Raw genomic sequence first — 26,007 nt, 5'->3', positions numbered from 1 at the left:
GGATGCCTCAGAGCGCGCTGTTGGCGGTTTCGAGTTCGGCCAGCTGCTCGGCGCCGCGCGCCACCTGCAGCGCGGTGATCACGTCGCCCAGGTCGCCTTCCATGATGGCCAGCAGCTTGTACAGCGTCAGGTTGATCCGGTGGTCGGTCAGCCGCCCCTGCGGGAAGTTGTAGGTGCGGATGCGGTCGCTGCGGTCGCCCGTGCCGACCAGGCCCTTGCGCAGGGCCGCGTCCTTGGCGGCGCGCTCCGCGCGGTCTTTTTCATGGATGCGCGCTGTCAGCACCTTGAGCGCCTGGGCCTTGTTGCTGTGCTGGCTGCGGCCCTCCTGGCATTCGGCGACGATGCCGGTCGGGATGTGCGTGATGCGCACCGCCGAGTCGGTTTTGTTGATGTGCTGGCCGCCGGCGCCGCTGGCGCGGTAGGTGTCTATGCGCAGGTCGGCCGGGTTGATCTGGATGGCCACGGCCTCGTCGGGTTCGGGCATCACGGCCACGGTGCAGGCGCTGGTGTGGATGCGGCCCTGGGTTTCGGTGGCGGGCACGCGTTGCACGCGGTGGCCGCCTGATTCAAAGCGCAGCTTGCCGTAGACGCCCACGCCCATGGCGTCGGCGGCGCCCTCGATGCGCAGCACCACCTCCTTGTAGCCCCCCAGCTCGCTCGGCGACTCGCTGATGATTTCGACCTGCCAGCGGTTGCGCTCGGCAAAGCGGGTGTACATGCGGAACAGGTCGCCCGCAAACAGCGCCGACTCGTCGCCGCCCGTGCCCGCGCGGATTTCCACAAAGGCCGGCCGCACGTCGTCCGGGTCCTTGGGAATCAGCATCAGCTGCAGGGCTTCGTCGATCTGCGCGATGTCGGCCTTGGCCGCGGCGATCTCTTCCTCGGCCATGGCGGCCATCTCGGGATCGTCTTTGGCTTCGGCCAGCATGCTTTCGGCGCCGGCCAGGTCGGCCTCGCGGCCGGTCAGCCGCATGTACTGCTCGGCCACCACGCTGGCCTCGGCATGTTCGCGGGTCAGGGCGCGAAAACGGTCCAGGTCGCTGACCACGTCGCTGGCGGACAGCAGCGCGTCCAGCTCGTGCAGCCGCAAAAGCTGGCGGTCCAGGGTTTGGCGAAGAAAGGGTTTCATGGATGTGGGGGCGGGAAAGCCGAAAGAGCCGAAGAGGAGGCCGCAAGGCCGTCAATAAAGCTGCCGGCTGGCAGCCGGCGCGAGGCATTAGCGCAGGGACGTGCGCTAACGCTCTTTGTCGTCGGGCTGGATTTTGGGCAGCTGGCCGCGCAAAAACAGCCTGGAGACGGCCTGCGCCGTGGCTTCACGGCTGCTGGCGTCGCCCGCATGCAGCTCGGCCAGCGTGCCGTGCAGCATTTTCTGGGTCAGGCCGCGGGTCAAGGCTTCCAGCACCGTGTCTATGGGCTCGCCCTTGGCCAACAGCTTTTTGGCCCGCACGATTTCGGCGGCGCGCCATTCGTCGGTCTGCGCATTGAGCTGCTGGATCAGCGGCACGCTGCGGCGCTGGCCCAGCCAGTGCATGAAATTCTGCACGCCGGCGTCGATGATGACCTCGGCCTGCGCCACGGCGGCCTTGCGGCTGTCCTTGCCGGTCTGCACCACGTGCGCCAGGTCGTCCACCGTGTAGAGGTAGATGTCGGGCAGGGCCTTGACTTCGGGCTCGATGTCGCGCGGCACGGCCAGGTCGACCATGAACATGGGGCGGTGCTTGCGCAGCTTGACGGCGCGCTCCACGGCGCCCAGGCCGATGATGGGCAGCGTGCTGGCGGTGCAGCTGATCACCGCGTCGAATTCGTGCAGGCGGCTGGGCAAATCGGCCAGGCGCATGACTTCGGCACCAAAGCGGCCAGCCAGCTTTTCGCCGCGCTCCAGCGTGCGGTTGGCAATCGCCATGGCCTTGGGGTTTTTGGCGGCAAAGTGGGTGGCCGCCAGGTCGATCATCTCGCCGGCGCCGACAAACAGCACCTTGATATCACTCAGGTTCTCAAACAGCTGGCCCGCCAGGCGCACGCTGGCCGCCGCCATGCTGATGCTGTGCGCGCCGATTTCGGTGCTGCTGCGCACTTCCTTGGCCACGGCGAAGGAACGCTGGAACAGCTGGTGCAGTGTGGTGCCCATGGCGCCGGCATCTTCGGCGGCGCGCACCGCGTCTTTCATCTGCCCCAGGATTTGTGGCTCGCCCAGCACCATGGAATCCAGGCCGCTGGCCACGCGAAAGGCATGGCGCGCGACCTGGTCGCCCTGCAACGTGTAGGCATGCGAGCGCAGCAGGGCGGGCGAGACGCCGCCGTTGTGCGCCAGCCACTCCAGCGTGTGGTCAAGGTCGGTCTTGTCGCCGGCGCAGTAGATTTCGGTGCGGTTGCAGGTCGAGAGCAGCGTCGCCTCGGGCTGGCGCGCCAGCGAGGCGCGCAGGCCGCGCAAAGTGGGCGCTATCTGGTCCAGGGCGTAGGCGAATCGCCCGCGCAAATCGAGCGGTGCGGTGTTATGGTTTAGCCCAAGGGCCCAGACTGACATTCCTGGATTATAAAATTGAAGCGGCCGGGCCGGCGGGAAGCCCTGACAATCGCCCTGATAGCCCTTTTGAGGGCCTGTTTTGGTGCCTTCCCGGCATCTCCAACCATCGCAAGCGCATGACTTTCTACCTGCTGGCCAATCACCTGCTCAATTTTGTCCTGCCGGCCGCCGCCGTCGCGCTGTTGCTGGTGCTGTCCAGCCGTGTCTTTGGCGGCGTATTCCGGTCAAGCCGGCCCGTGGCCGCCACCTGGTGGGCGCAGACGGCGATTGTTTTCGCCGCGAATGTGGCGGTGCTGGTCGCCGGCCTGGTGTTTTTCGGCCGCGACGGGAAGATGATGACCTACGCGGCCATGGTGGCCAGCGCTGCCGTCTGCCAGTGGATATTGCTAGGTGCCTGGCGGGCCTGAAAGCCTAGTCGGGCTTGAACACGTCCACCGCGTCCGTGATGATGCCGTCGGTGCCCAGGGCCAGCAGCCGCTGCACGTTTGCCTCGTCGTTCACCGTGTAACTCAGCAGCCTGAAGCCGGCTTTTTTGGCCTGCGCCACGGTGTCGGCGTTCCAGAGCTTGTGGTTGCAGACAATGGCCACGCAGCCCAGCCGGGCCGCTGTATCCAGCCAGTCGGCGGGCAGTTCGTCGAGCAGCAGGCCGCGCGGCAGCTGCGGCTGGGCGGCGCGGGCTGCCTCCAGCGACGCCGGCTGGAAGGACGTCAGCAGCGGCGGAACCGCCGTTCCCTGCCACAGCCGGGCCGCTTCGTTGGCCACGACGGTGCCGGTACGCGCCTCCGCGCCCGGCGTGGGCTTGATCTCGATATTCAGGAAATAGGCCTTGTCCAGGCAAAAGCGGGCGATGCGCTCAAAGCTGGCCAGGCCTTCGGCGGCAAAGGCTGGCGAATGCCAGCTCCCCGCGTCCAGCTTTGCCAGCGCTTCCCAGCTCAACTCGCCGGCCACGCCCTTGCCGTTGCTGGTGCGCTCCAGCGTCGCGTCGTGCAGCAAAAACGGGATGCCGTCGGCGCTGAGCTTCACATCGCACTCGAACATGCGGTAGCCGTGGCGGGCGCCCAGCATGAAGGAGGCCAGGGTGTTTTCAGGCGCCAGCTTGCCGGCACCGCGGTGCGCCACCCAGCGGGGATAAGGCCAATTGGCGGCGGTCACGGGATTCGTCATGGTCTTCTCGGGAACTGCTAAATCTGCGGAAACTGAAAGATTACAGGCGTTTTCCGGTGTCGGCGTCAAACCAGTGCAGGCGGTCGGCGCGCGGCGTGACGTGGATGGTCGCGCCGATTTCGGGCGCCGTCGACAGGCTTTCATCGGTGCGCACGATGAGGGCTTCGCCGCCCATGCGGCAATACACTAGCCGCTCGGCGCCCAGCATTTCAATCGTGTCGACCTGCACGGCCCAGCCGGTGGCGCCTACCGTCAGGTGCTCGGGCCGTATGCCCAGGATGGCGCCCGGCTTGCCGCCGAAATCGGCATTCGGCGCCTGCTTGAGCAGGTTCATGGGCGGCGAGCCCATGAAACTCGCCACAAAGGTGGTGGCGGGGCGGTTGTAGACCTCTTCGGGCGTGCCGAACTGCTCCATGCGGCCCGCGTTCATCACCATCATGCGCTGCGCCAGCGTCATGGCCTCGACCTGGTCGTGGGTGACGAAGAGCGAGGTGATGCCGAGCTCGCGGTGCAGCTTCTGGATTTCCAGGCGCGTCTGCACGCGCAGCTTGGCGTCCAGGTTGGACAGCGGCTCGTCGAACAGAAACACCTGCGGCTGGCGCACGATGGCCCGGCCCATGGCTACGCGCTGGCGTTGGCCGCCCGAAAGCGCACGGGGCTTGCGGTCCAGCAGGTGGCCCAGTTCCAGGATCTTGGCGGCCTTGTCGACGCGGGTCTTGATCTCGTCCTTGGGCACCTTGGCGATCTTCAGGCCGTAGGCCATGTTGTCGAAGACGCTCATGTGCGGGTAAAGCGCGTAGTTCTGGAACACCATGGCGATGTCCCGCTCGGAGGGTTCGAGCTGGTTGACGACCTTGCCCCCTATGGAGATTTGCCCGTCGCTGACCTCTTCCAGGCCGGCCACCATGCGCAGCAGGGTGGATTTTCCGCAGCCCGAGGGCCCGACGATGACGATGAATTCGTGGTCGGCGATGTCGGCGTTCACGCCGTGCAGCACCTGCAGCGCGTCCTTGCCGGAGCCGTAGCGCTTGATGACGTTGTTGAATGAAAGGGATGCCATAGTGATGTTCCGTCTTGTCTTGTAGGTTTCTTTTATTTCTCGGTGTCGACCAGGCCCTTGACGAACCATTTCTGCATCAGCACCACCACCAGGGCGGGCGGCAGCATCGCCAGGATGGCGGTCGCCATGACCACGTTCCATTCGTTCTGGCCGTCGCCGCCGGCGATCATGCGCTTGATGCCCACAACCACCGGGTACATGTCTTCACTGGTCGTGGCCAGCAGCGGCCAGAGGTACTGGTTCCAGCCGTAGATGAACTGGATGACAAACAGCGCCGCGATCGAGGTCTTGGACAGCGGCAGCAGCACGTCGAAGAAAAAGCGCATCGGGCTGGCGCCGTCCATGCGCGAGGCCTCGGTCAGTTCTTCGGGCACCGTCAGGAAGAACTGGCGGAACAGGAAAGTCGCCGTCGCCGAGGCGATCAGCGGCACGGTGAGGCCCGCGTAGGTGTTGAGCATGTTCAGGTCCGACAGCACCTTGTAGGTGGGCAGGATGCGCACCTCCACCGGCAGCATCAGGGTGATGAAGATGGCCCAGAAGCAGGTCTTCTTGAAGGGGAAGCGGAAGTACACGATGGCAAAGGCCGACAGCAGCGAGATGGCGATCTTGCCGATGGCGATCACCAGCGCCGTGACCAGGCTGACCCACATCATGTGCGCCACCGGCGCGTTGGAGCCGGCCGCGGACTCGCGCCCGAACAGCGCCGCCTTGTAGCTGTCGAGCATATTGGTGCCCGGCAGCAGCGGCATGGGCGCCTGCACGATTTCCTGCGCCGTGTGGGTTGAGGCCACGAAAGCGAGATAGAGCGGGAAGGCGACGATGAAGACACCCAGTATGACCACCACATGGGCCAGGATGCCGTGGGTGCCGCGTTTTTCAACCATGGTGGGCTCCCGTCGTATTTTTCGTTTTCATCAGTATTGAACTTTCTTCTCGACGTAACGGAACTGGATGACCGTCAAGGCCACCACGATCACCATCAAGACGACGGACTGCGCGGCCGAGCCGCCCAGGTCCATGGCCTTGAAGCCGTCGTAATACACCTTGTAGACCAGGATAGCCGTGTCCTTGCCGGGCCCGCCCTGGGTGGCGGCGTCGACGATGGCGAAGGTGTCGAAGAAGGCGTAGACCACGTTGATGACCAGCAGGAAGAAGGTGGTGGGCGACAGCAGCGGGAACTGGATGGTCCAGAAACGGCGCCATGGGCGGGCGCCGTCGATCGCAGCCGCCTCGATCAATGATTTGGGAATCGACTGCAGGCCCGCCAGGAAGAACAGGAAGTTGTAGGAAATCTGCTTCCAGACCGAGGCCATCACGATCAGCGTCATGGCGTGGCCGGAGTCCAGCAGGTGGTTCCAGTTGATGCCGATCTTGCCCAGGGCATAGGCCACCACGCCCAGCGAGGGCGAGAACATGAAGACCCACAGCACGGCCGCCACGGCGGGCGCCACCGCGTAGGGCAGCACCAGCATGGTCTTGTAGAACATGCCGCCGCGTGTGATGCGGTCGGCGAAAACCGCCAGCACCAGCGACAGGCTGATGCCTATGCCGGCCACCATCACCGAGAAAAACGCGGTCGTCTTGAAGGACTCCACATAGCTCGGGTCGTCCAGCAGCTGGCGGAAATTGGCCAGGCCGACGAATTCGATGGAAGTGCCGAAGGGGTCCTGCTGCTGCAGCGACTGCAGCAGGGCCTGGCCCGCGGGCCAGAAGAAGAACACCAGGATGACCGCCATTTGCGGCAGCAGCAGCAGCCAGGGCAGCCAGCTGGATCGGAAGACAACGCGTTTTTCCATAAGGCCTTCTAGTGGGCAGAAACTTGGGAGCGCTTAAACAATAAAACCCGCCTGGCCTTCCCTTATTCGGGGAGAGGGGATCAGGCGGGCCGAGTGTAGCCCGGCTGGCGGGCTTGCTCTGTCTCTTGCGTGATCAGCCTTTGTTGGCTTTCTGGAAGCGCTCAAGCTGCTCATTGCCGCGCTTGACGATGGAGTCCAGCGCTTCCTTGGCCGTCTTTTTGCCGTTCCAGACCTGTTCGAGTTCTTCGTCCTCGATCGCGCGCACCTGCACGTAGTTGCCCAGGCGGATGCCGCGGCTCTTGTCGGTCACCTTGCGGATCATCTGCGTCACGGCAACGTCGGTGCCCGGGTTCTGCGTGTAGAAGCCCGATTTTTCGGTCAGTTGGTAAGCCGCGGTGGTCACCGGCAGGTAGCCCGTGCGCTTGTGGCTGGCCGACTGCACCTCAGGCGTGGAGATGAAGCTGAAGAACTTGGCCACGCCCTTGTATTCGGCGGGTTTTTTGCCCGACATGACCCAGAGGCTGGCGCCGCCTATCACGGTGTTCTGCGGCGCGCCGGGAACGTCCTGGTAATAAGGCAGCGGGGCCAGGCCGTAGGCGAACTTGGCATTCTTGGCCACATTGCCGTAAAAGCCCGACGAGGTGTTGATCATGGCGCACTCACCCGACACAAAGCTGGCTTCCGGCACATTGCCGCGGCCCTTGTAGACGAAGAGGCCCTGCTTGGCCATGTTGGCCAGGTTCTCGATATGGCGTTGGTGCAGCGGCGAGTTGATCTTCATGCGCGCATCAAGCCCGGCCAGGCCATTGCTTTTGGTCGCGAATTCGACGTTGTGCCAGGCCGAGAAACTCTCCAGCTGGGTCCAGCCCTGCCAGGCCGTGGTGAAGGGGCATTTGTGGCCCGCGGCCTTGAGCTTGGCGGCGGCGTTCACCACTTCGGGCCAGGTCACCGGGGCCTTGTCGGTGGGCAGGCCGGCGGCCTTGAAGGCGTCCTTGTTGAAGTAGAAGATGGTGGTCGAGCTGTTGAAGGGGAAGCTCAGCATCTGGCCGTTGGGCGCCGTGTAGTAACCGGCCACGGCCGAAATGTAGGCGCTGGGGTCGAATTTCTCGCCGGCGTCCTTCATGAGCTGGCCGACGGGAATGGCCGCTCCCTTGCTGGCCATCATGGTGGCGGTGCCGACTTCGAACACCTGCAGGATGTGGGGCGCGTTGCCGGCGCGGAAGGCTGCGATGGAGGCGGTCATGGATTCGTCGTAGGTGCCCTTGAAGGTGGGCACCACCTTGTATTCCTTCTGGCTTTCATTGAACTGCTTGGCCAGGTCATTGACCCATTCGCCGTTGACGGCCGTCATGGAGTGCCACCACTGGATCTCGGTCTGCGCCTGGCCGGCCAAAGGCACGCAAAGGCCTAAGGCCGCAAAAGCGAAGGCGGAAAGACGGTTTTTCATTAAAACTCCTGGGATTGGGCGCGAACAGGCGCGCCAAGTTAAACGGGACAGTCTAGAAACTGTTTATGACACACGGATTTAAGCGATTTGGGAGACGCCCGACAAGCGGGATTTCCATAAGACGACTTAGGACCGGTGCGGGCAGGGCCCCAAATGGTGCGCTGCGGTAATATAGGGCAACAGCGCTGGACACGGGTCTGAAGCCGCTGGCTTTTCACGATGAACGCCCCTACTACACTCCAAGAACTCCATGTCTTTGCCGGCGACGCAAAGGCCGGCGAAGCCCGCATCCGCGAAATTCCCTATAACTACACCTCGTTTTCCGACCGCGAGGTGGTGATACGCCTGCTCGGCGAACGTGCCTGGGACCTGCTGAACCGGCTTCGCGACGAGCGCCGCACAGGCCGCTCCGCGCGCATGCTGTATGAAGTGCTGGGCGACATCTGGGTGGTCCAGCGCAACCCCTATTTACAGGACGACCTGCTGGACAACCCCAAGCGCCGCAAGCTGTTGGTCGATGCGCTGCAGCACCGGCTGGCCGAGGTGGAAAAGCGCCGCACGCCGGACGCCGACCCGCAGCGCGACGCCATCGTGGGCGAGCTGCTGGACGCCGCCCGCGCGGCGGTCACCCGTTTTTACACCTCCTTCAGCGAGATCTACGACCTGCGCCGGCTGGCTGAACGCAAGCTGCGCAAGCTGACCCGCCACGACAACATCAAGTTTGACGGCCTCTCCCGGGTCTCGCACGTCACCGACGCGACCGACTGGCGCGTCGAATACCCCTTTGTGGTCCTCACGCCCGACACCGAAGTGGAAATGGCCGGGCTGGTCAAGGCCTGCATCGAGCTGGGCCTGACCATAGTCCCGCGCGGCGGCGGCACCGGCTACACCGGCGGGGCGATCCCGCTGACCTGGAAGTCGGCCGTCATCAACACCGAAAAACTCGAGGCCATGACCGAGGTCGAAATGGTCGCGCTGCCCGGCCTTGAGCAGCCGGTCGCCACCATCTGGACGGAAGCCGGCGTGGTCACCCAGCGTGTGGCCGATGCGGCCGAGCGCGGCGGCTTTGTGTTCGCGGTCGACCCGACCTCGGCCGAAGCCTCCTGCATAGGCGGCAACATCGCGATGAATGCGGGCGGCAAAAAGGCCGTGCTCTGGGGCACCGCCCTGGACAACCTGGCCTCCTGGCGCATGGTCACGCCCGAAGCGACCTGGCTGGAGGTCACGCGCGTGGGCCACAACCTGGGCAAGATCCACGACGCCGACATGGCCAGCTTCGAGCTGCAGTATTTCGAGGCTGACGGCAAGACGCCGCTGCGCCGCGAGCGGCTGGACATTCCCGGCAAGTCCTTTCGCAAGGAAGGCCTGGGCAAGGACGTCACCGACAAGTTCCTCAGCGGCCTGCCGGGCATCCAGAAAGAAGGCTGTGACGGCCTGATCACCAGCGCGCGCTGGATCGTGCACCGCATGCCGGCGCACACGCGCACCGTCTGCATGGAATTCTTCGGCAACGCCAAGGACGCGGTGCCCAGCATCGTCGAGATCAAGGACTTCATGTTCGCCGAGCAAAAGCGCGGCGGCGCCATCCTGGCCGGCCTGGAGCACCTGGACGACCGCTACCTGCGCGCCGTCGGCTATGCCACCAAGTCCAAGCGCGGCGGCCTGCCCAAGATGGTGCTGATCGGCGACATCGCCGGCGACGACGCCGACGTGGTGGCCCGCGCCACCAGCGAGATCGTGCGCATCGCCAACTCGCGCAGCGGCGAAGGTTTTATCGCCATCAGCGCCGAAGCGCGCAAGAAGTTCTGGCTGGACCGCAAGCGCACGGCGGCCATTTCCAAACACACCAACGCCTTCAAGATCAACGAGGACGTCGTCATTCCGCTGCCGCGCATGGCCGAGTACACCGACGGCATCGAGCAGATCAACATTGAGCTGAGCCTGCGCAACAAGATCAAGCTGTGCGACGAGCTCGAGGCCTTTTTCCTCCAGGGCAGCCTGCCCCTGGGCAAATCGGACGACGCCAACGACATTCCGTCGGCCGAACTGCTCGAAGACCGCGTCGCCCAGGCGCTGGCGCTGGTGGCCGAGGTGCGCGCGCTCTGGTCCGGCTGGCTGGAGGGCGTGGCCACCTTGTTCCCGCAGCTGCAGGACCATTCGCTGCGCGCCAGCTGGAAAACCCAGATTCGCGCTCCGCTGCAGGCGATCTTTTCGGGCGGCGCGTTCCTGCCCATCCTGGAAGAATGCACGGCCATCCACAAGCGCGTGCTCAAGGGCCGCGTCTGGGCGGCGCTGCACATGCACGCCGGCGACGGCAATGTGCACACCAATCTGCCGGTCAACAGCGACGACTACGAGATGCTGCAGACCGCGCACGAAGCCGTGGCGCGCATCATGGTGCTGGCCCGCTCGCTGGACGGCGTGATTTCCGGCGAGCACGGCATAGGCATCACCAAGCTCGAGTTCCTGACCGACGAGGAACTGCGGCCCTTCACCGAATACAAGCAGAAGGTCGACCCGCAAGGGCGCTTCAACAAGGGCAAGCTGCTACGGGACCAAGGGCACCTCGGCAACGAAGGGCAAGCGCTCCAGGCCAACCTGACCAACGCCTACACGCCCAGCTTCGGCCTGATGGGGCACGAGTCGCTGATCATGCAGCAGTCCGACATAGGCGCTATCGCCGACAGCGTGAAGGACTGCCTGCGCTGCGGCAAATGCAAGCCGGTGTGCGCCACCCACGTGCCGCGCGCCAACCTGCTCTACAGCCCGCGCAACAAGATCCTGGCGACCTCGCTGCTGGTGGAGGCCTTCCTGTATGAAGAGCAGACCCGGCGCGGCGTGAGCATCAAGCACTGGGAAGAGTTCGAGGACGTGGCCGACCACTGCACGGTCTGCCACAAGTGCCTGACCCCCTGCCCGGTGGACATCGACTTCGGCGAAGTGTCGATGAACATGCGCAACCTGCTGCGCAAGATGGGGCAGAAGTCCTTCCGGCCCGGGAACGCCGCCGCCATGTTCTTCCTGAACGCGACCAACCCGCAGACCATCAAATTCATGCGCGGCGCCATGGTGGACGTGGGCTTCAAGGCCCAGCGCCTGGCCAACGACCTGCTGCGCCGGCTGGCGCGCAAGCAGACGGCGCTGCCGCCGGCCACGGTCGGCAAGGCGCCCGTGAAAGAGCAGGTGATCCATTTCATCAACAAGAAGATGCCGGGCGGCCTGCCCAAGAAGACCGCGCGCGCGCTGCTGGACATCGAGGACAAGGACTACGTCCCCATCATCCGCAACCCGAAAAGCACCACCTCCGAAACCGAAGCCGTGTTCTATTTCCCGGGTTGCGGCTCCGAGCGGCTGTTCAGCCAGGTGGGCCTGGCGACGCAGGCCATGCTCTGGCACGCGGGCGTGCAGACCGTGCTGCCGCCGGGTTACCTGTGCTGCGGCTACCCGCAGCGCGGCAGCGGCCAGTTCGACAAGGCCGAAAAAATCATCACCGACAACCGGGTGCTGTTCCACCGCGTGGCCAACACGCTGAACTACCTGGACATCAAGACCGTGGTGGTCAGCTGCGGCACCTGCTATGACCAGCTGCAGGGCTATGAGTTCGAGAAAATCTTCCCGGGCTGCCGCATCATCGACATCCACGAGTACCTGCTCGAAAAAGGCATCACCCTGCGCACCGGCCAGCCCGGTGCGGGTTACCTTTACCACGACCCCTGCCACAGCCCCATGAAGCTGCAGGAGCCCATGAAAACCGTCAAGGCGCTGATGGGCGACAACGTGCTCAAGAACGAGCGTTGCTGCGGTGAGTCGGGCACCTTGGGCGTCACCCGCCCCGACATCTCCACGCAGATCCGCTTTCGCAAGGAAGAGGAATTGCGCAAGGGTGAAGCCGCCCTGCGGGCGTCCGGCGCGGTCGCTGAAAGCGCCAATGTGAAGATACTCACCAGCTGCCCGAGCTGCCTGCAGGGGCTCTCGCGCTACGGCGATGACCTGCAGAACGGCCTGCTCGAGGCGGACTACATCGTCGTCGAAATGGCCAACCAGATCCTGGGCAAGGAGTGGCTGCCGGCCTATGTGGAGGCGGCCAACCACGGCGGCATCGAGCGCGTGCTGGTCTAGTACCGCCCCGCCCGGATGTCAACAGAGATATTGCCAAAACCATGACGGCCGGCCAATCCGGCCCGTCCCTTTCAGAAAGCAGTTCCCCATGGCAGGCCTTCAACCCGGCTCCCCGACGCCCACGGCGCTGACGGTTCACAGCCAGTCGCGCGTGCTTGAAATCGCGTTTTCCGATGGCGCCGAGTTCCGGATTCCGTTTGAACTCATGCGCATCTATTCCCCGTCCGCCGAGGTGCAGGGCCATGGCCCGGGCCAGGAGATCTTGCAGACCGGCAAACGCGAGGTGACGGTGGTCGAGCTCGAGCCCATAGGCAACTACGCGGTCAAGCCGGTGTTTTCGGACGGCCATGAGAGCGGGATTTTTTCCTGGGACTACCTCTACCACCTGGGCGCCGAGCAAAACCGCCTCTGGGACGACTACCAGCGTCGCCTGCAAGCCGCCGGTGTGGACCGCGATGCGCCCATGCCCCAGGCCGGCGGGCACGGCTGCGCCAGCCACTGATGGCGCGAGCCGCGCGAGGCCCTTCGCCGCGCCGCGCCGGGTGGTCAAAGCCCGCATCGCGGCACTGTTGTTTTTCCAGCATAAAAGCCTGCAATAAGCCCGCAATGTCCCGCGTCAGCCCAGGGTTGTCGCGGCCATTGCCCGCTTTGCCCTCTAGCATTGACCTATGAGCAGTACCCATTTCGGTTTTGAATCCGTCGACGAGCAGGACAAGGCGCGCCGCGTGCGCGGCGTTTTTGATTCCGTGGCGCCCAAATACGACGTGATGAACGACCTGATGTCCATGGGCCTGCACCGCGCCTGGAAGGCATACACCGTGCTGGTGGCCAACGTCAAGGAGGGCTACCAGGTGCTGGACATCGCCGGCGGCACGGGCGACCTGGCGCTGGCCTTTGCCCCCAAGGTGGGCAGTACCGGGCGTGTGGTGCACACCGACATCAACGAGGCCATGCTGCGCGAGGGCCGCAACCGGCTGCTGGACGCCGGCGTGAACCTGCCGACGCTGGTCTGCGACGCCGAACACCTGCCTTTCCCCGATGCGAGTTTCGACGTGGTGACCGTGGCCTTCGGCCTGCGCAACATGACGCACAAGGAAGACGCGCTGCGCGAGATGAACCGCGTGCTCAAGCCCGGCGGCAAGCTGCTGGTGCTCGAATTCTCCAAAGTGGCCAGGCCGCTGGAAAAAATCTACGACTGGTATTCCTTCAAGGTCCTGCCCCGGCTGGGCAAGCTGGTGGCCAATGACGACTCAAGCTACCAGTACCTCGCCGAGTCCATTCGCATGCACCCGGGCCAGGAAGAACTTAAAGCCCTGATGCGTAAAGGTGGTTTCGGCCATGTGGACTATCACAACATGACCGGCGGCGTAGTGGCATTGCATGTTGGAATCAAGTGCTGAAGTGTTGAAGTGTGATTAAGGAGACGATATGAAGATCTGGTCCGCAATTCTTTCCACCGTGCTGGTCACGGCCATGGCCCTGGCAGGCACGTCGGCCGAGGCCAAGCGCCTGGGCGGCGGCAAGTCGTTCGGCAAGCAGTCGTCCAATGTCACGCAACGCGAGGCGGCGCCCGCCGGCGCCGGCTCCGCCACGAATTCCGCCGCCAAGCCGGCAACGCCCGCCGCGGCGCCCGCGCAGGCGCCCAAGCGTCCCTGGGGCGCGATGCTGGGCGGCCTGGCCGCCGGCCTGGGCCTGGCCTGGCTGGCTTCCTCGCTGGGCCTGGGTGGCGCCTTCGGCCAGATCATGCTGTTCGCCCTGCTGGCGCTGGTGGTCATGCTGGTGATCGGCTTTGTCATGCGCAGGCTCAAGGGCGGGGCGGCCAATGCGCCCGGCGCGGCCTCCGGCCAGGCGCCTTTCGCCTTCCAGGGTGCGGGCAATGCCACCACCCCCAAGAACTACAGCCCCGAAAACGTCGGCAACGACGCCTCCGCGCGCCCCTGGGAGCGCAGCAGCATGGCTTTCGACGCCAACAAATACGACGCGGCCGCGCCCGCCGCGGGCGGCTCCATGATCGGCTCGGCCCTGCTGGGCTCGCAGTCCTGGGGTGTTCCGGCCGGCTTTGACGCCGAAGGCTTCCTCAAGGCCAGCAAGGCCAACTTCGTGACGCTGCAGGATGCCTGGGACCGCTCCGACATCCAGAGCCTGCGCGCCATGATGACCGACGACATGCTCGAGCAGATCAAGACCCAGCTTGCCGACCGCGAATCGCACACCGGCGGCCAGGTCAACAAGACCGAGGTCGTAATGCTGGACGCCCAGCTGCTGGGCATCGAGGAACTCAGCGACGTCTACATGGCCAGCGTGGAGTTCTCCGGCATGATCCGCGAAGACGCCTCCGCCGGCGCCAGCCCCTTCCGCGAAGTCTGGAACATGACCAAACCCCGTAATGGCGGCAGCGGCTGGCTGGTGGCCGGCGTCCAAGCACTTCAGTAAACACCCCCGTCCGGGCTCACTTCGTGTAGCCCGTTCCCCCCTCAAGGGGGCGGCGCCTGCGGTCTGGCAAAGCCAGTCCCGCGGCGCCTGCTGGTAGATAAATGGGTTGCTTACCTTGTTGGGTGTTTTATCCTGCAAAATCGGGGACGTATGAATACCAACACGTCCCCTTTTTCATTCCTGGAATCCATCGCCACCCGCTTTCAGCCTCCCGCCTGGGTGGTGGACGAGGGGCAGCAGCGGCTGGTGCTGTTCCTGAACCATGTCCTGATGCAGGAAAAGCAGGCCCAGGACCGTCTGTTGCGGCAAAAGGGGCGCGTGGTGCACCTGCGCTGGGGGCTTTTTTCGATTGACCTGGTGGTCACGCCCGCGGGCTTGGTGGACCGGGCGGCGCCCGGCGCCAGGCCGGACCTCACACTGGCCGTCGCCACCGAATCTCCCCTTACCGTCGTGCAATCCGTCCTGGCCGGCAAGCCGCCGCCGGTGAAGATCGAAGGCGACGTGCAACTGGCCGCCGAGCTGGGCTGGCTGGCCGAAAACCTGCGCTGGGATGCCGAGGAAGACCTGTCGCGCCTGATTGGCGACGCACCCGCCCACGCGGTGGCCGACGCCGGGCGTCGGCTGTTTGAAGGACTCAAGCAGTTCCTCGCCAGGACACCGCTGGCTCCGGCGCCCGCTTCATCCGGGGTTGCCACGCAGGCGGCGCCCGCAAGCCCCGCGGCGGGTGAGGGCGCCCCGACCGCGAAGGCTTCTGCATGACCCGGCTTTTCCGGGGCGTCTTCATCGTCTGGACCGTGCTGCGGTTCGGGCTGGATGAGCTGGTGCTCTCCAGTTTCCAGCGCCCGGGCGTGCGCCTGCTGACGCGCATCGTTTCCGTCGGCCGCAACCTCAAGGCGCCGCGCGGCGAGCGCCTGCGTGAAGCCCTCGAAAGCCTGGGCCCCATCTTCGTCAAGTTCGGCCAGGTGATGTCCACCCGCCGCGACCTGCTGCCGCCCGACATCGCCGACGAGCTGGCCCGCCTGCAGGACAGGGTGCCGCCGTTTGACTCCGCCGTGGCCGTCGCCATCATCGAAAAAGCCTTCGGCCGGCCGCTGGACCGTATTTTTGCAAGCTTCGAGCACACGCCGGTCGCCAGCGCCTCCATCGCCCAGGTGCACTTCGCCACCCTGCCGAATGGGCGCGAGGTGGCCGTCAAGGTGCTCAGGCCCAATATGCTGCCCGCCATCGAGAAAGACCTGGCGCTGATGCACATGATGGCCGGCTGGGTGGAGGGCGCCTCGGCCGACGGCAAGCGCCTCAAACCGCGCGAGGTGGTTGCCGAGTTCGACAAATACCTGCACGACGAGCTGGACCTGCTGCGCGAGGCGGCCAATGCGGCCCAGCTGCGCCGCAACATGCAGGACCTCGACCTGGTCATGATTCCCGAAATGGTCTGGGACTTCTGCATGCCCGACGTGATGGTGATGGAGCGCATGAAGGGCGTTCCCATCAGCCAGGTGCAGCGCCTGCTGGATGCCGGCGTGGACATGAAAAAACTGGCACGGGACGGCGTCACCATCTTCTTCACCCAGGTCTTTCGCGACGGTTTTTTCCACGCCGACATGCACCCGGGCAATATCCAGGTGAGCCTGGCGCCGGAAACTTTCGGCCGTTACATCTCGCTGGACTTCGGCATCGTGGGCACGCTGACCGAGGTCGACAAGGAATACCTGGCGCAGAACTTCAGCGCCTTTTTCCAGCGCGACTACAAGCGGGTGGCCGAGCTGCACCTCGAATCCGGCTGGGTGCCCCCCGAAACCCGCGTCGACGAGCTGGAGGCCGCCATACGCGCCTGCTGCGAACCCTATTTCGACCGGCCGCTGCGGGAAATCTCGCTGGGACTGGTGCTGATGCGGCTGTTCCAGACATCGCGGCGCTTTCACGTCGAAATCCAGCCCCAGCTGGTGCTGCTGCAAAAAACCCTGCTCAACATCGAAGGCCTGGGGCGGGAACTGGACCCCGACCTGGACCTCTGGAGTACCGCCAAGCCCTTTCTCGAGAAATGGATGCTGGAGCAGGTGGGGCCCGAAAAACTGCTGGCGCAGCTCAAGGCCGAGGCCCCGGCCTATGCCAAGCTGCTGCCGGGCCTGCCGCGCCTCTTGTCCCAGTACCTGAAATCTCCCCCCGGCATCAGCCGGCGCGAGCTTGAAGAATTGCTGCAGGAACAAAAACACACCAACAAGCTGTTGCAAGGCCTGATTTATGGCGGCCTGGGCTTTGTTTTGGGACTGATCGTGGTGCAGGTCATCCTGCGCGTGCGGCTCTTCTAAAGCCGCCGGGAAGGGCCTCAACGGCCTATAATTGAAGGCTTTGCACCCGGGTTACCTTTCCCGGGCAAATTCCCCGGGTATTCCTGGGAATACCCCCTCAAAGCCTTAAGCACTATGCCAATCTACGCCTACAAATGCGAGTCCTGCGGGCATGCCAAGGACGTTCTGCAAAAAATCTCCGATGCGCCGCTCACCGTGTGCCCGAACTGCGGCGCGCCCGCGTTCAAAAAGCAGGTCACGGCCGCGGGTTTCCAGCTCAAGGGTTCGGGCTGGTATGTGACGGATTTTCGCGGCGGCAACAGCACGGGCGTGGCCGCCCCCAAGACTGAGGGCGGCGATGCCGGCACGGCCAACGGCAAGGGCGCGGACAGCAAGCCGGCCGATTCCACTGCCGCCGCGCCGGCAAGCACCGCGGCCGCTCCGGCCCCCGCAGCAGCCACACCCGCCAAGGCTTCGGCCGGCGATGCTTCTTCCAAGTCTTCCTCGTGATGGCTTCCATTCGCCGATGGCTTCTGGCCGGACTGCTGGTGCTGGTGCCCCTGGCGATCACGCTGTGGGTGCTCGACTGGATCGTCGGCACGCTGGACCAGACGCTGTTGATCCTGCCGGGCGCCTGGCACCCCGACAAGCTGCTGGGTTTTCACATCCCCGGTTTCGGCGTGCTGCTCATGCTGTTGATCGTGCTGCTGATGGGCGCCTTTGCCAGCAATTTTTTCGGCAAGAAACTGGTGCGCTGGGGCAATTCATTCCTGAGCCGCATCCCCATCGTCCGCTCCATCTATTCGAGCGTGAAGCAGGTCTCCGATACGGTGTTCTCGGAAAACGGCAACGCTTTTCGCAAGGCCCTGCTGGTGCAATGGCCGCGTGAGGGCGTCTGGACCATAGGCTTTCTCACCGGCACGCCCGGCGGCGACGTGGTCAACCACCTGCAGGGCGACTACCTGAGCGTTTACGTCCCGACCACGCCCAACCCCACCGGCGGCTACTTCGTGATGCTGAAAAAAAGCGACTGCATCGAGCTCAAGATGAGCGTCGATGAAGCCCTGACCTACGTGATTTCCATGGGTGTTGTGGTGCCCGCCGCCAAGCCCGCGCCCCTGCCCGCGACCCTGCCCCTGACCCCTCCCCTTTAAACGGCGACAACTGCCCCAAAAGCGCTGAAAGTTCGAGTATTTTTATGGCCATCGTTTCCCAAATGCGTTCCAACTATTGCGGTCTGGTGACCGAGAGCCTCATGGGCCAGACCGTGAGCCTGTGCGGCTGGGTCAACCGCCGGCGCGACCACGGCGGCGTGATCTTCATCGACCTGCGCGACCGCGAAGGCTATGTGCAGGTGGTCTGCGACCCGGACCGCGCCGACATGTTCAAGACCGCCGAAGGCGTGCGCAACGAGTTCTGCGTCCAGGTCAAAGGCGTGGTGCGGGCCCGTCCCGAGGGCACGACCAACGACAACCTCAAGAGCGGCAAGATCGAGGTGCTGTGCCACGAGCTGATCGTGCTGAACCCCAGCGTGACGCCGCCCTTCCAGCTCGACGACGACAACCTGTCGGAGACGACGCGCCTCACGCACCGCGTGCTGGACCTGCGCCGCCCCTACATGCAGAACAACCTGATGCTGCGCTACCGCGTGGCCATGGAAACGCGCAAGTTCCTCGACGCCAACGGCTTCATCGACATCGAAACGCCGATGCTGACCAAAAGCACGCCCGAAGGCGCGCGCGACTACCTGGTGCCCAGCCGCGTCAATGAAGGCATGTTCTTCGCACTGCCGCAAAGCCCGCAGCTGTTCAAGCAGCTGCTCATGGTGTCCGGCTTCGACCGCTACTACCAGATCACCAAGTGCTTCCGCGACGAAGACCTGCGCGCCGACCGCCAGCCCGAATTCACGCAGATCGATATTGAGACCTCCTTCATGGGCGAGCAGGACATCCGCGACCTGTTCCAGGGCATGATCAGCAGCATCTTCAAGACCGTGCTGAACACCGACCTCGGCGAGTTCCCCGTCATGGCCTATGCCGACGCCATGCACCGCTTCGGCTCCGACAAGCCCGACCTGCGCGTGAACCTCGAGTTCACCGAACTGACCGACGTCATGGCCGACGTGGACTTCAAGGTCTTCAGCGCGCCGGCCACGACGGCGGGCGGCCGCGTGGTGGCCCTGCGCGTGCCCGGCGGCTCCGAGATGAGCCGCGGCGAAATCGACGGCTACACCGAATTCGTCAAGATCTATGGCGCCAAGGGCCTGGCCTGGATCAAGGTCAACGACGCCGCCAAGGGCCGCGAGGGCCTGCAAAGCCCCATCGTCAAGAACATCCACGATGCCGCCATTGCCGAAATCCTCAAGCGCACGGGCGCGCAGAACGGCGACATCATTTTCTTCGGAGCCGACAAGGCCAAGATCGTCAACGACAGCATAGGCGCGTTGCGCCTGAAGATCGGCCACAGCGACTTCGGCAAAAAGACCGGCCTGTTCACCAAGGGCTGGAAGCCGCTGTGGGTGGTGGACTTCCCGATGTTCGAATTCGACGAGGACGGCCAGCGCTGGAGCGCCGTGCACCACCCCTTCACCGCGCCCAAGGACGGCCATGAAGACTGGATGGACACCGACCCGGGCCGCTGCATCGCCAAGGCCTACGACATGGTGCTCAACGGCTGGGAACTGGGCGGCGGCTCGGTGCGTATCCACCGCGCCGAGGTGCAGAGCAAGGTGTTCAGCGCGCTGAAGATCGGCCCTGAAGAAGCCCAGCAGAAGTTCGGCTTCCTGCTGGACGCGCTGCAGTACGGCGCGCCGCCGCACGGCGGCCTGGCCTTCGGCCTGGACCGCATCGTCACCATGATGACCGGCGCCGAGTCGATCCGCGACGTGATCGCCTTCCCGAAAACCCAGCGCGCGCAGGACTTGCTCACGCATGCGCCCAGCCCGGTGGACGAAAAGCAGTTGCGCGAGCTGCACATCCGCCTGCGCAACCCGGTCTAAACGGCGCGCCGCACGGCCAGCGCGAAAGGGGATGCCTTGAAGCCGTTCAAGATCCCCGAGTCGGTGCTGGTCGTCATCCACACGCCGCAGCGCGAGGTGCTGCTGATAGAGCGCGCCGGCAATCCCGGCTTCTGGCAAAGCGTGACGGGGTCCAAGGACAGGGTGGACGAACCCTTGCTGGAGACCGCCATGCGCGAGGTGCTTGAGGAGACGGGCATTGCGGCCCTGCCGGCGCAGTTTCGCGACTGGGGCCTTGCCAACGTCTACGAGATCTACCCGGTCTGGCGCCATCGTTATGCGCCCGGCGTGACCCGCAATACCGAGCACGTTTTCAGCCTGTGCCTGCCCGAGGCCTGCGATGTCAGGCTCAACCCGAAAGAGCACACCGCCTGGCAATGGCTGCCGCTCCACGCGGCGGCCGACCTGTGCTTTTCGCCCTCGAATGCCGAGGCGGTGCTGTTGCTGCCGCAATTCATGGCCTGAGCCGTGAGGGCCGCGCGCAGGCGCAACACTTTGTGAGTTGGCGTTTCACGGGATTGGCAAACACCGGCCGCTCGGTTTAAATGGGACGGACCCCACGCCCATCTCCTCATTCGCACAGGGACGAACGCCACCGCCCATGCTGTATCCCCTCCACAAGACCGGCGCGCTGCAGCTGCTCCAGGGCGGGCGGGACTTTTTCCCCGCCTTGGTCCAGGCGCTGGACGCGGCGCATAGCTGGGTCCAGCTGGAGTCCTATATTTTCGATTTCCATGGTGCCGGGGCGCAGGTGGCCGAGGCGCTGGTGCGCGCCGCCGGCCGCGGCGTGACGGTGCAGGTGCTGGTGGACGGCATAGGCACCAGCCCGCTGCCGGCCGAATGGCGCGAAAAATTCGTGCAGGCCAAAGTCGACTGGTGCGTCTATTCTCCCCTGGGCACGGGTCTGAGCGGCCTGGGCCTGCTGGTGCCGGAGCGCTGGCGCCGCCTGCACCGCAAGCTGTGCGTCGTCGACCAGCACACGGTGTTTTGCGGCGGTATCAATGTGCTCGACGATTTTTACGATCCCAACCATGGCGAGCTCCAGGCGCCGCGCCTCGATTTCGCCGTGGCCGCCACCGGGCCGCTGGCGCTGGAAGCCGCCGATGCCATGGCGCTGCTGTGGTGGCGCGTGCAGGCGGGCTACAGCGCGCGGCAGCGGCACATGAACGCGGCGTGGGAGAAGTTCAAGGCGGCGGGTTACGGCGGGCGCACCGGCGCCACGCCGCCGGCCGCGGGCAGCGGCGCTGGCCCCAGGGCGGCGCTGGTGCTGCGCGACAACCTGCGCAACCGCAGCAGCATAGAGCGCGCCTACCGCAAGGCCATAGGCAAGGCGCACCGCGAGATCATCATTGCCAATGCCTACTTCCTGCCGGGGCGCAAGCTGCGGCGCGCCCTGATAGCGGCCGCGCGGCGCGGCGTGCGCGTCACCTTGCTGCTGCAGGGCCGCTACGAGTACTTCATGCAGTACCACGCGGCCCGGCCCGTCTACGGCGTCCTGCTGGCGGCGGGTGTGGAGATCCATGAATACGAGGCCGGCTTTCTGCATGCCAAGGTGGCCGTGGTGGACGGGCACTGGGCCACCGTGGGCTCGTCCAACCTGGATCCCTTGAGCCTGCTGCTGGCCCGTGAAGCCAATGTGGTGGTCGAGGACAAGGCCTTCGCCGAAGGCCTGGCGGGCATTTTGCGCGATGCCATGGCCAAGCAGGGACGGCGCATGGACCCGGCCGCCCACAGCCACCGTCCCCTGGGCCAGCGCCTGCGGGGCTGGGGGGCTTATGCCCTGGTGCGGCTGGCGCTGCTGGTGGCGGGCCAGCGCTATTGAGGCCCCGAAGCCCCAATTTGATCAGGTCGCTATTAAATTAATAGCGGCTTGCGCCCGTGCGGAAAGGGTAAAAGACCAAAGACCCTGTCAAATTCCGGACAAGACGGCGCCGGGGCGGGCTGGTAATATCTGGCATGCTTATGAAATCCGACACGCCCCCCCAGGACGCGACCGGCGAGGGTACGCCCGTTTCCGTCAAGATCCGCGAACGGCTGGCCCTGGCGCGCAAGCGCTTTCACGCCAATGACAACATCGCCCAGTTCATCCAGCCCGGAGAGCTCGAAAAGCTGCTGGACGAAGTCGAGGGCAAGATGCAAGGCGTGCTCGACAGCCTGGTGATAGACACCGCCGGCGACCACAACACCAACAACACCGCGCGCCGCGTGGCCAAGATGTACCTCAACGAGGTATTCAAGGGCCGCTACGTGGCCTCGCCCACCATCACCGAATTCCCCAACGCCGAGCACCTCAACGAGCTCATGATCGTCGGGCCCATCACGGTGCGCAGCGCCTGTTCCCACCATTTCTGCCCGGTCATTGGCAAGATCTGGATAGGCGTGCTGCCCAATGAGCACACCAATGTGATCGGCCTGTCCAAATACGCGCGCCTGGCCGAATGGGTCATGGGCCGCCCGCAAATCCAGGAAGAGGCCGTGGTGCAGCTGGCCGACCTCATCATGGAAAAAACCCAGCCCGACGGCCTGGCCATCGTGATGGAGGCCAGCCACTACTGCATGGCCTGGCGCGGCGTGAAAGACATGGACAGCAAGATGATCAACTCGGTAATGCGCGGCGTGTTCCTGAAAGACTCGACCTTGCGCCGCGAATTCCTCGCACTGATTCCGCAAAAAGGCTAAGCATGCTCGTACGTTTACTTTACGCAAGCCGCGCGGTCGACACCAGCCCCGAAGCCATCGAGGGCATCCTGTCGCAGTCGCGCCAGCACAACCCGGCCACCGGCATCACCGGCATCCTCTGCTACGGCGGCGGCATCTTCCTGCAGGCCATCGAAGGCGGGCGCATGGCGGTCAGCGACCTGTTCGGCCACATCCAGCAGGACGCCCGCCACAAGGACGTGGTGCTGCTGCACTTCGAGGAAATCTCCGAGCGGCGCTTCGGCGGCTGGACCATGGGGCAGGTCAACCTCTCCAAGCTCAACCATTCCATCCTGCTGAAGTATTCCGAGAAGGCCGAGCTCGATCCCTATTCCGTCTCCGGCAAGGTGTCCTACGCGCTGCTCGAAGACCTGATGGCCACCGCCTCCATCTGCGGGCGCGTTTGAATAGATGACCCCCACGCTCCGGCGCTTCGAGCCTGCGGCAGTCGTTGCCCCTGGCTTCGAGGAAGAGGGGCCGCTGCGCCTTGCGGCGTGCTTTTATACGCCAGCTTGACCGGTGCCGCTTTCCGCCCTTGCCCTGATTGTTCTCGCCGGCCTGATTCACGCCAGCTGGAACATTGCCGCCAAAAAGGCGGGAGGCGATGCCCGTTTTGCCTTTTTCACCAGCGTGATGATGATGTTGATCTGGGCGCCGGTTGGCCTGTGGGCCAGCTGGGGGGTGTTGCCCCGCTGGGGCTGGACCGAGTGGATCGTTGTTGCGGTCAGCGGTGTGCTGCACGTGCTGTATTACGTGGTTTTGCTGCGCGGCTACCGAAAAGCCGATCTGACTGTGGTTTACCCGCTGGCGCGCGGCTCCGGGCCCCTGTTGTCCTCGCTGGTGGCCATCACCTTGTTGGGCGAGCAGATTTCCGCCGTAGGCGTGGCCGGCATTGTCGGTGTGGTGGGCGGCGTGTTCCTGATTGCGGGCGGGCCTGGCCTGCTGCGTGCGGCGCATGACCCGGCGCAGCGCCGCCGCGTGCACAAAGGCATGGTTTACGGCCTGCTCACAGGCGCCTTCATTGCCAGCTACACCGTGGTGGATGGGTACGGCGTGAGGTTCTTGCTGATGTCGCCCATCCTGATTGATTATCTGGGCAATTTTGTGCGGGTGGCTGTGCTCGCGCCTGCTGTGCTGCGTGACCGGCCAGCTGCAGCCACGCTGTGGCGCCGGCAGTGGAAGTACGCGCTGATGGTCGGCGCCATCAGCCCGGTCTCTTATGTGCTGGTGCTGTATGCCATGCAGGTGGCGCCGCTGTCGCATGTGGCGCCGGCGCGTGAAGTTTCCATGCTGTTTGCCGCACTGATCGGCGGGCATTTGCTCGGCGAAGGCGACCGCCTGCAGCGGCTGCTGGGTGCTGCCCTGATTGCCGCGGGCGTGATGGCACTTGCGTTGGGTTGACAGCAAAATACCGCCATGCCGCTTGAGACGCCGTTACTGGTTGGGTGCGACTTTTCCAGCGTTCCGACGCGCAGGAAACCCATTGTCCTGGCCTGCGGAACCAGTGCAAACGGGCGCGTCCAGCTGGCGAAACTGGAGCGCTTTGAATCGCTGGACGCTTTTGAGGTTTGGCTGCGCCAGACTGCCGGCTGGCTGGGCGCTTTCGATTTTCCCTTCGGCCTGCCGCGTGAACTGGTGGCGCATCTCGGCTGGCCCCTTGCCTGGCCCGCGCTGATGGCGCATTACGCCGTGCTGAGCCGCGCCGATATCCGGCAAGCCTTTGCCGCGTTTTGTGATGCGCGCCCCGCCGGCGCGAAGTTTGCCCATCGCGCCACCGACGGGCCGGCCGGCTCCAGCCCCTCGATGAAATGGGTCAACCCGCCGGTGGCCTATATGCTGCATGCGGGTGTGCCGCGGCTGCTGGCGGCCGGCGTGCACCTGCCCGGCCTGCACGACGGCGACATTCGCCGCGTCGCGCTCGAGGGCTACCCGGGGCTGCTGGCGCGCGAAGTGCTAGGCGGCCGCTCTTACAAAAGCGACGACAAGGCCAAGCAGACGCCGGAACGGCTGATCGCGCGCAAGGACCTGATCACCGCGCTGGAAAACGGGCAAACCCGGCTGGGGCTGCGCCTCAAAGTCAGCCATGCCCAGCGCGACGCGCTGGCCGACGACGCCAGCGGCGACAGCCTGGATGCCGTGCTGTGCCTGATGCAGGCGGCCTGGGCGCAGCGGCAGGGCGCGCCGCGCTACGGTCTGCCGCTGGAGATGGACCCGCTGGAAGGCTGGATTGTCACGGCCTGACCGCTCTCTTTACGCGATGGTTTTCTTTTCCAGAACTCTCGTGATGGCCGCGCTGCTGGGCGCGTGGCTTCCCGTGCAGGCATCTTCCCAAGCCAAGTCCACACCAAGCGCCTGGTCCGGCGTGGTGACTTATGTGGTCGACGGCGACACCGTGAGGGTGCGGCCGCCCGGCGGCGGCAAGCCGATCAGCGTTCGCATCAGCGGCATAGACGCGCCTGAAATCTGCCAGGCCGGCGGCACCGCCTCGCGCGACGCGCTGATGCGCAAGCTGCTGGGCCAGCGTGTGGCTGTGCACGGGCGGCAGCATGACGACTATGGCCGCCTGCTGGCGAAGATCAGCTTCAAAGGCGAAGACACGGGCCGCTGGATGGTGGCGCAGGGCCTGGCCTGGTCTTACCGCAACCGGGGCAACGCCGGCCCCTACGCCGCGCAGCAGCGGCAGGCCAGGGCCGCGGGGCTGGGAATTTTCTCGCCGTCGCACGCCGCGCCGCCGGTGTATCCCGCGCAATTCCGCAAACGGCACGGCAGCTGCCGCTAACAAGGGCGCTGCCCCTTGTCCTACGGCTGTTTCAGCCGGTACCGATGTGCGGCAACGGGCCATCTGGCTAGAGTGAATGTGCGCGAACGCCGCTTCGCCGCTTTCTTGCGCCCGGCCGTTCAGGCCGGGCCCCTCACATCCCGATAAGGAGCCACCATGATTTCCATCCTTCTGAATCCCTCGCATGCGAGCCATGCCCTGCGGCCGCTGGCCGTCCTGGTCGCGGCATCCCTGGCGCTGGCCTTGTCGGCCTGCAACAAGCAGGACGAGGGAAAAACCGCCGGCCAGCAACTCGACTCGGCCATTGCGAAAACCGAAGATGCCGCCGCCCGGGCCAAAGCCAAGGCCGAGAGCGAGATGGCCAGTGTCGGCGCCGCGGTGAAAAACGCGACCCAGAGCGCCGAGTCTTCCGGCAAGGACATGGCCGCCAAGGCCGGTGAGAAAATCGACGACCTCACCATCACCACCACCGTCACCGCGGGCTTCGCGAAAGATCCCGATCTGAGCGTGCTCAAGATCAATGTGGACACCCGTGACGGCGCCGTGACCCTCAAGGGCTCCGCGCCCACGTCGGCCGCCCGCGACAAGGCCGCCGACCTGGCCAAGGCGGTCAAGGGCGTCAAATCGGTGGACAACAAACTCGAGGTCAAGGCTGCCGGCTAGAGGCCGTAGAGGCCGCGAGCC

Annotated in this window: 25 protein-coding genes; 18 read left to right on the top strand and 7 right to left on the bottom strand. The window is 65.0% G+C overall.

Annotated elements, in window-relative coordinates:
• Nucleotides 1-7 precede the first annotated feature (7 nt).
• Both prfA and hemA read right to left on the bottom strand, forming a co-directional pair.
• A complete protein-coding gene (gene prfA / locus AC1D09_RS15065; RefSeq protein ID WP_477661096.1) occupies nt 8-1,129 on the bottom strand; it encodes a peptide chain release factor 1 in 1,122 nt (373 codons plus the stop codon).
• A gap of 105 nt (nt 1,130-1,234) precedes the next feature.
• The gene (hemA, locus tag AC1D09_RS15060; protein ID WP_477701118.1) at nt 1,235-2,524 is read right to left on the bottom strand and encodes a glutamyl-tRNA reductase; all 1,290 of its coding nucleotides are present in this window, start codon (nt 2,522-2,524) and stop codon (nt 1,235-1,237) included.
• A 116-nt stretch (nt 2,525-2,640) separates the two neighbouring features.
• Between hemA and AC1D09_RS15055 the strand changes: the two genes are divergently transcribed.
• A complete protein-coding gene (locus tag AC1D09_RS15055; protein WP_477661098.1) occupies nt 2,641-2,931 on the top strand; it encodes a hypothetical protein in 291 nt (96 codons plus the stop codon).
• 4 nt (nt 2,932-2,935) lie between these two features.
• On the opposite strand, the gene ugpQ is transcribed toward AC1D09_RS15055, so the two are convergent.
• The 5 genes from ugpQ to ugpB form a co-directional block, all read right to left on the bottom strand.
• Nucleotides 2,936-3,688: a glycerophosphodiester phosphodiesterase gene (ugpQ, locus tag AC1D09_RS15050; protein WP_477661099.1), complete on the bottom strand. Its 753-nt coding sequence runs from the start codon at nt 3,686-3,688 to the stop codon at nt 2,936-2,938.
• Nucleotides 3,689-3,728: 40 nt separating this feature from the next.
• Nucleotides 3,729-4,748, bottom strand: coding sequence for a sn-glycerol-3-phosphate import ATP-binding protein UgpC (locus tag AC1D09_RS15045; protein ID WP_477661100.1), 1,020 nt, complete (start codon nt 4,746-4,748; stop codon nt 3,729-3,731).
• A 32-nt stretch (nt 4,749-4,780) separates the two neighbouring features.
• Entirely contained in the window at nt 4,781-5,632 is an 852-nt protein-coding gene (ugpE, locus tag AC1D09_RS15040) for a sn-glycerol-3-phosphate ABC transporter permease UgpE (protein WP_477661101.1), read from the bottom strand.
• 30 nt (nt 5,633-5,662) lie between these two features.
• On the bottom strand, nt 5,663-6,544 hold the full coding sequence (ugpA, locus tag AC1D09_RS15035; RefSeq protein WP_477661102.1) for a sn-glycerol-3-phosphate ABC transporter permease UgpA: 882 nt from the start codon (nt 6,542-6,544) through the stop codon (nt 5,663-5,665).
• A gap of 133 nt (nt 6,545-6,677) precedes the next feature.
• A complete protein-coding gene (gene ugpB, locus AC1D09_RS15030; RefSeq protein ID WP_477661103.1) occupies nt 6,678-7,991 on the bottom strand; it encodes a sn-glycerol-3-phosphate ABC transporter substrate-binding protein UgpB in 1,314 nt (437 codons plus the stop codon).
• Nucleotides 7,992-8,210: 219 nt separating this feature from the next.
• Here ugpB and AC1D09_RS15025 point away from each other — a divergent pair, with 219 nt between their 5' ends.
• The 17 genes from AC1D09_RS15025 (at nt 8,211) to AC1D09_RS14945 (ending at nt 25,986) form a co-directional block, all read left to right on the top strand.
• Entirely contained in the window at nt 8,211-12,110 is a 3,900-nt protein-coding gene (locus AC1D09_RS15025) for a DUF3683 domain-containing protein (protein ID WP_477701117.1), read from the top strand.
• Nucleotides 12,111-12,198: 88 nt separating this feature from the next.
• Nucleotides 12,199-12,612, top strand: a complete 414-nt coding sequence (locus AC1D09_RS15020) for a gamma-butyrobetaine hydroxylase family protein (protein WP_477661105.1) — start codon at nt 12,199-12,201, stop codon at nt 12,610-12,612.
• A gap of 166 nt (nt 12,613-12,778) precedes the next feature.
• Nucleotides 12,779-13,510 carry a bifunctional demethylmenaquinone methyltransferase/2-methoxy-6-polyprenyl-1,4-benzoquinol methylase UbiE gene (gene ubiE / locus AC1D09_RS15015; protein WP_007867977.1) on the top strand — a complete coding sequence of 244 codons (732 nt, stop codon included), beginning with the start codon at nt 12,779-12,781 and terminating at the stop codon, nt 13,508-13,510.
• 28 nt (nt 13,511-13,538) lie between these two features.
• Nucleotides 13,539-14,543: a Tim44 domain-containing protein gene (locus AC1D09_RS15010; RefSeq protein WP_413327521.1), complete on the top strand. Its 1,005-nt coding sequence runs from the start codon at nt 13,539-13,541 to the stop codon at nt 14,541-14,543.
• Nucleotides 14,544-14,693: 150 nt separating this feature from the next.
• A complete protein-coding gene (locus AC1D09_RS15005) occupies nt 14,694-15,302 on the top strand; it encodes a hypothetical protein (protein ID WP_477661106.1) in 609 nt (202 codons plus the stop codon).
• Nucleotides 15,299-16,852, top strand: a complete 1,554-nt coding sequence (gene ubiB, locus AC1D09_RS15000; RefSeq protein ID WP_477661107.1) for a ubiquinone biosynthesis regulatory protein kinase UbiB — start codon at nt 15,299-15,301, stop codon at nt 16,850-16,852. The genes AC1D09_RS15005 and ubiB overlap by 4 nt, the downstream gene beginning before the upstream one ends.
• A gap of 114 nt (nt 16,853-16,966) precedes the next feature.
• Nucleotides 16,967-17,341 carry an FmdB family zinc ribbon protein gene (locus tag AC1D09_RS14995; RefSeq protein WP_477661108.1) on the top strand — a complete coding sequence of 125 codons (375 nt, stop codon included), beginning with the start codon at nt 16,967-16,969 and terminating at the stop codon, nt 17,339-17,341.
• Nucleotides 17,341-17,985, top strand: a complete 645-nt coding sequence (locus tag AC1D09_RS14990; protein WP_477661109.1) for a DUF502 domain-containing protein — start codon at nt 17,341-17,343, stop codon at nt 17,983-17,985. Before AC1D09_RS14995 ends, AC1D09_RS14990 begins: the two co-directional genes overlap by 1 nt.
• Before the next feature lie 44 nt (nt 17,986-18,029).
• A complete protein-coding gene (gene aspS, locus AC1D09_RS14985) occupies nt 18,030-19,829 on the top strand; it encodes an aspartate--tRNA ligase (RefSeq protein WP_477661110.1) in 1,800 nt (599 codons plus the stop codon).
• A gap of 36 nt (nt 19,830-19,865) precedes the next feature.
• Nucleotides 19,866-20,312 carry a dihydroneopterin triphosphate diphosphatase gene (nudB, locus tag AC1D09_RS14980; RefSeq protein WP_477661111.1) on the top strand — a complete coding sequence of 149 codons (447 nt, stop codon included), beginning with the start codon at nt 19,866-19,868 and terminating at the stop codon, nt 20,310-20,312.
• 136 nt (nt 20,313-20,448) lie between these two features.
• Nucleotides 20,449-21,669, top strand: coding sequence for a cardiolipin synthase ClsB (gene clsB, locus AC1D09_RS14975; RefSeq protein ID WP_477661112.1), 1,221 nt, complete (start codon nt 20,449-20,451; stop codon nt 21,667-21,669).
• 134 nt (nt 21,670-21,803) lie between these two features.
• Entirely contained in the window at nt 21,804-22,526 is a 723-nt protein-coding gene (gene folE / locus AC1D09_RS14970) for a GTP cyclohydrolase I (RefSeq protein ID WP_036838408.1), read from the top strand.
• 2 nt (nt 22,527-22,528) lie between these two features.
• Nucleotides 22,529-22,951 carry a BLUF domain-containing protein gene (locus AC1D09_RS14965; protein WP_007867959.1) on the top strand — a complete coding sequence of 141 codons (423 nt, stop codon included), beginning with the start codon at nt 22,529-22,531 and terminating at the stop codon, nt 22,949-22,951.
• A gap of 112 nt (nt 22,952-23,063) precedes the next feature.
• Nucleotides 23,064-23,945, top strand: a complete 882-nt coding sequence (locus AC1D09_RS14960; protein ID WP_477661113.1) for an EamA family transporter — start codon at nt 23,064-23,066, stop codon at nt 23,943-23,945.
• A 15-nt stretch (nt 23,946-23,960) separates the two neighbouring features.
• Entirely contained in the window at nt 23,961-24,785 is an 825-nt protein-coding gene (locus AC1D09_RS14955; RefSeq protein WP_477661114.1) for a DUF429 domain-containing protein, read from the top strand.
• A 43-nt stretch (nt 24,786-24,828) separates the two neighbouring features.
• Nucleotides 24,829-25,323 (top strand): thermonuclease family protein, encoded by a 495-nt coding sequence (locus AC1D09_RS14950; protein ID WP_477661115.1) that lies wholly within the window; start codon nt 24,829-24,831, stop codon nt 25,321-25,323.
• Nucleotides 25,324-25,479: 156 nt separating this feature from the next.
• A complete protein-coding gene (locus tag AC1D09_RS14945; protein ID WP_477661116.1) occupies nt 25,480-25,986 on the top strand; it encodes a BON domain-containing protein in 507 nt (168 codons plus the stop codon).
• Nucleotides 25,987-26,007 lie beyond the last annotated feature (21 nt).

This window comes from Polaromonas sp. P1_A2 (assembly GCF_056406895.1).
Note: the sequence above shows the minus strand (reverse complement) of the source record. Positions and strands in the feature narration are given on the sequence as shown.

Coding starts and splice junctions, on each gene's coding strand:
- AC1D09_RS14995 (WP_477661108.1), top strand. CDS start 16,967: ATGCCAATCTACGCCTACAAATGCGAGTCCTGCGGGCATGCCAAGGAC.
- AC1D09_RS15020 (WP_477661105.1), top strand. CDS start 12,199: ATGGCAGGCCTTCAACCCGGCTCCCCGACGCCCACGGCGCTGACGGTT.
- AC1D09_RS14990 (WP_477661109.1), top strand. CDS start 17,341: ATGGCTTCCATTCGCCGATGGCTTCTGGCCGGACTGCTGGTGCTGGTG.
- folE (WP_036838408.1), top strand. CDS start 21,804: ATGCTTATGAAATCCGACACGCCCCCCCAGGACGCGACCGGCGAGGGT.
- prfA (WP_477661096.1), bottom strand. CDS start 1,129: ATGAAACCCTTTCTTCGCCAAACCCTGGACCGCCAGCTTTTGCGGCTG.
- hemA (WP_477701118.1), bottom strand. CDS start 2,524: ATGTCAGTCTGGGCCCTTGGGCTAAACCATAACACCGCACCGCTCGAT.
- ugpE (WP_477661101.1), bottom strand. CDS start 5,632: ATGGTTGAAAAACGCGGCACCCACGGCATCCTGGCCCATGTGGTGGTC.
- AC1D09_RS15025 (WP_477701117.1), top strand. CDS start 8,211: ATGAACGCCCCTACTACACTCCAAGAACTCCATGTCTTTGCCGGCGAC.
- ubiE (WP_007867977.1), top strand. CDS start 12,779: ATGAGCAGTACCCATTTCGGTTTTGAATCCGTCGACGAGCAGGACAAG.
- ubiB (WP_477661107.1), top strand. CDS start 15,299: ATGACCCGGCTTTTCCGGGGCGTCTTCATCGTCTGGACCGTGCTGCGG.
- ugpQ (WP_477661099.1), bottom strand. CDS start 3,688: ATGACGAATCCCGTGACCGCCGCCAATTGGCCTTATCCCCGCTGGGTG.
- AC1D09_RS14965 (WP_007867959.1), top strand. CDS start 22,529: ATGCTCGTACGTTTACTTTACGCAAGCCGCGCGGTCGACACCAGCCCC.
- AC1D09_RS15045 (WP_477661100.1), bottom strand. CDS start 4,748: ATGGCATCCCTTTCATTCAACAACGTCATCAAGCGCTACGGCTCCGGC.
- clsB (WP_477661112.1), top strand. CDS start 20,449: ATGCTGTATCCCCTCCACAAGACCGGCGCGCTGCAGCTGCTCCAGGGC.
- ugpA (WP_477661102.1), bottom strand. CDS start 6,544: ATGGAAAAACGCGTTGTCTTCCGATCCAGCTGGCTGCCCTGGCTGCTG.
- aspS (WP_477661110.1), top strand. CDS start 18,030: ATGGCCATCGTTTCCCAAATGCGTTCCAACTATTGCGGTCTGGTGACC.
- ugpB (WP_477661103.1), bottom strand. CDS start 7,991: ATGAAAAACCGTCTTTCCGCCTTCGCTTTTGCGGCCTTAGGCCTTTGC.
- AC1D09_RS15055 (WP_477661098.1), top strand. CDS start 2,641: ATGACTTTCTACCTGCTGGCCAATCACCTGCTCAATTTTGTCCTGCCG.
- AC1D09_RS14955 (WP_477661114.1), top strand. CDS start 23,961: ATGCCGCTTGAGACGCCGTTACTGGTTGGGTGCGACTTTTCCAGCGTT.
- AC1D09_RS15005 (WP_477661106.1), top strand. CDS start 14,694: ATGAATACCAACACGTCCCCTTTTTCATTCCTGGAATCCATCGCCACC.
- AC1D09_RS14945 (WP_477661116.1), top strand. CDS start 25,480: ATGATTTCCATCCTTCTGAATCCCTCGCATGCGAGCCATGCCCTGCGG.
- AC1D09_RS14950 (WP_477661115.1), top strand. CDS start 24,829: ATGGCCGCGCTGCTGGGCGCGTGGCTTCCCGTGCAGGCATCTTCCCAA.
- AC1D09_RS15010 (WP_413327521.1), top strand. CDS start 13,539: ATGAAGATCTGGTCCGCAATTCTTTCCACCGTGCTGGTCACGGCCATG.